The organism is Pedobacter sp. (genome assembly GCF_045628745.1).
GTDB lineage: Bacteria > Bacteroidota > Bacteroidia > Sphingobacteriales > Sphingobacteriaceae > Pedobacter.
Genome location: NZ_JAZQPU010000141.1, coordinates 1 through 3,290, shown reverse-complemented (window position 1 = coordinate 3,290; position 3,290 = coordinate 1). Strand labels below are relative to the sequence as shown.

Below are 3,290 nucleotides of genomic sequence, written 5' to 3'. Positions count from 1 at the left end.
ACGGCATGCCATGGATTCAGGTAAGTGATTTAAAAGGTTTTAAAAATGATGTATCGATGAAATATGGCATTACCGCTATTCCTCAAAATTTCTTGATCAACCCAGAAGGAGTAATCATTGCAAAGAACTTGCGCGGCGAGCAGTTGTCGGAAGAACTTGCAAAGTTCATTAAATAAGATTTCTTTTAGAATAATTAAGGTTTTCATTTCGAATAATTAAGGTTGAATAAATAAGCCGGCTATTAGCCGGCTTATTTGTTTTCAATTAACCGGTGTGCTAGCTGTTCATAACTTTTTATAGCCTATATAGCAATGAACACAATAAAAGCACATTTGTAACGCTATATTTGCACTATGAATTTACCAATGCGCGTCACTTTTGATGAAAGAGATTATACTTATATTGTTTTAACGAAGGGAATTACAAAAGAAACTAGTGCAATCCTGATTAGCCTCAATGAAAAGGAATATAAACTTGCTTGCAACGCAAAAGGCGATTGGGATGTTGTTGATGCGACTGTAAATGAATATCCTGGATTACTTAAAGCTATTGGTAGAAATATCAAACTTCGCTATAGGTTGTAAAAAAGATACTAAATAGTATCATTGGTCTGACCGGATAGGTGTCTCAAGTATGTTTAATTTGTGTTTTGGTAAGATTATTTTGAATCTTCAGTAATTCCCTTGGCCTTTAAATTAATTCCAAACTTTTAGATAGATTATTTCTGTCCTGATTTTATCATGATTTCAGGTAATGAAGCGCTAAGGATGTTGATTGAAGTGTTTTCGTGTGCACTAATTTAAGTTTAGCGGCTGCTGGATGCTTAGACCTGAGGCTTTGTTTGTTTTATTCCTAACCCTTCACTTCAAATAATTGGTCAAATAATTCAGATTTTGTAATAGTAAGCTGATCAGAGAAAGATATATCATAGTCTCTATTACGCTCAATGTTGACTAGTCCAAACCAGTTGGCAAAGTTTTCGAAAAAACGGAATTCATAGGCACGATGGTAAGCCTGAAGCGCTTTGTCATGATTGCCTTTCTGGTGAGCGTCCCACAATTCCTTTTCAAAGGCTTGCATGAGTTTCAGACTGTAGAATTCGCTTTTTTGTGGTTTATCGCCATATTTTGAGAGCAGAACCAATGAATAGGCCCAACCTAACTGACCATATCTGCCGTCATCATAAAGCTCGTAAAAATTGCACCAATGAAAGCGATTGGCCATGAAGTTAAAGATCTTGATAAAACGGTTGCTTTCTGGCTCTTGTAATAGTTTCTCTCCATTTTTTGTAAATGACAAAATATTATGACGCTTTTTCACGATACCCTCTACCAATAAGTACTCCTTTAAAGGCCAAAGATAGGGAACATCTTCTTCCAGAATCCGCTTAACTAATTCCATATATGGCCAATGGATCAGGTTTTGGTTATAAAGCAATTCACAAATGCGAACTGGGAGATTGCCACGTATTGTTAGTTTAAGCTTACCTGCTTCTTTAATCTCCTGCAGTAGTAATTCAGAAAGCTTAAAAAAAGGACATTTATTGATATGTGACTCCATACCTTCTCGAAACTGGAGGATAACGCCCGGTGCAAAAGGTTTATAAAGTAGGCCTTCCATCTGTTCGGGGTTTAACCCATCAAATTCATCAATCGGATTGCTATTGATTTTTTGCTGATATTCACCAATCAACCTATTCAACTCTTCTATGCTGAGTTCACCACTTCTTAAAAGTGGATTTGCAGCAAAGAATGAATTCATAATATCGTCTGCTATTCCCACGGCTTATTTTTTAGGTAAATATAAACAATATAGACTTTATCAATTACACTTTGTTATACTTAGCATCGAAAAGCGTAGCCTGCCATATAGCTTTGGTTCAGTCAACCTAAGCTTAATTAATTTGTCTTGACCTGTTTTTTTTCAAAAGATTGAAAATTCAAGCGCATACCTTTATACTATGACAGAATAAAAAGTGCCGAACTGATTTTAACTATTAATCAAGAAAGTCTGGAGGATAAGATTTTTGATTGTATTTCTGCTCTACTTCCTTTAATCGTTTCTTCCGCGCGTCGGTTAATTCAGGAACAGGCAGCATCTGGCCAGGAGCTACAGGTTCACCAACTTCCTTAAATAGATTTTCCAGTCCAGCCGGGACAACCGTACACAGCAGGCGTGCATTGTTTTCAGAAATATTTTTAAAACAATGGATTGCCCCACCAAGTGGTATATTAACAAACCCATCCTTGGTGACGAGCTGCTTCCCTTGCTGTGTTTTAAATTCCACTTCTCCCTCCAGCACATGGAACATTTCCTGAATATCGGGATGAGCGTGTGGCGGTGGGCCACCTCCTGGAGGTACTGTCATTTCAATAACAGCATAGTTACCATTAGTCTGTTCGCCGGAGATGATGATTCTGTAATTGCCACCTGCAACGCCTAACAGTTCTCCTTCATCTTGATTGATAATTTTTACATTAGCATCCATTACATCTTTTGATTCAAACCTTCTTTAAATTTCAGGTAATTATTTGGTTATAGCTATACTCATTCAGGTCCTCAAAAGCTTAACCTACAGTATGTTGATCTTTAAACTATTTATCTTCTGAAGAACCATAGCGATGATGTAAATGTACGATTACTAGTTTTAAAAAATGAAAGCTATGTTAAGGTCTTGAAAGTTTAATCAAAAAAGGATTATAAAATCAACCTAAGCACTTTAATTCTCCTAAAACTAACGTTGGAACTAACTATTGTGCTATTATTGAAAGGCTTAAATGCACAAGTAACCATTTAAAGCAGCACACCAATTTCAAATCCCATCTTGTAATTATAATAAATCAATATAATACTGTATTGTGTAATCACTTGTTTTCTTTTAATTCTCTGTATTTCCTTACTTGCGAACTTATAGATATAAACTTTCCAGAAATATCCTTATCATTGGCAAAGATCTAAAAAATCACTCCGTTAATGCCAGATTTGAATGACCTTACCGATAACGAGCTCTATTACCTGCTTAAATCCAACAACGAAGCAGCTTTTAACCTGTTATATAAACGGTATTGGAAGCGTATGCTCTATAAAGCGCTATTAAAACTCGAATCAGAAGCAGATGCTGAAGAAATAGTACAGGACGCTTTCACTGATCTTTGGAAAAGCAGGCATCGCATAGAAATCAATAATGGTTTTTCAACTTATATAGCTGCCATCGTTAAATACAAGGTCATGGCAAGGATGGCTGCCAACCATAAAAAACGAAGCCATTTTGCTCCAGCTGATGTCAACGA

Annotated in this window: 4 protein-coding genes; 2 read left to right on the top strand and 2 right to left on the bottom strand. The window is 36.2% G+C overall.

Translation table 11 applies throughout. From position 1 onward, the window contains the following. The first annotated feature begins 365 nt into the window (after positions 1-365). Positions 366-584 carry a hypothetical protein gene (locus ACR2F7_RS05930; RefSeq protein WP_432712663.1) on the top strand — a complete coding sequence of 73 codons (219 nt, stop codon included), beginning with the start codon at positions 366-368 and terminating at the stop codon, positions 582-584. Positions 585-852: 268 nt separating this feature from the next. Here the strand turns inward: ACR2F7_RS05930 and ACR2F7_RS05925 are convergent, their stop codons facing one another. Together ACR2F7_RS05925 and ACR2F7_RS05920 are read right to left on the bottom strand one after the other, a co-directional pair. After that, complete coding sequence (locus ACR2F7_RS05925; RefSeq protein WP_432712662.1) at positions 853-1,782, bottom strand: hypothetical protein; 930 nt, start codon at positions 1,780-1,782, stop codon at positions 853-855. Between the two features lie 214 nt (positions 1,783-1,996). Next, a complete protein-coding gene (locus ACR2F7_RS05920) occupies positions 1,997-2,488 on the bottom strand; it encodes a cupin domain-containing protein (RefSeq protein WP_432712661.1) in 492 nt (163 codons plus the stop codon). 485 nt (positions 2,489-2,973) lie between these two features. Here ACR2F7_RS05920 and ACR2F7_RS05915 point away from each other — a divergent pair. Continuing rightward, positions 2,974-3,290: RNA polymerase sigma factor (locus ACR2F7_RS05915; RefSeq protein ID WP_432712660.1), on the top strand; the 317-nt coding region annotated here is incomplete at its 3' end.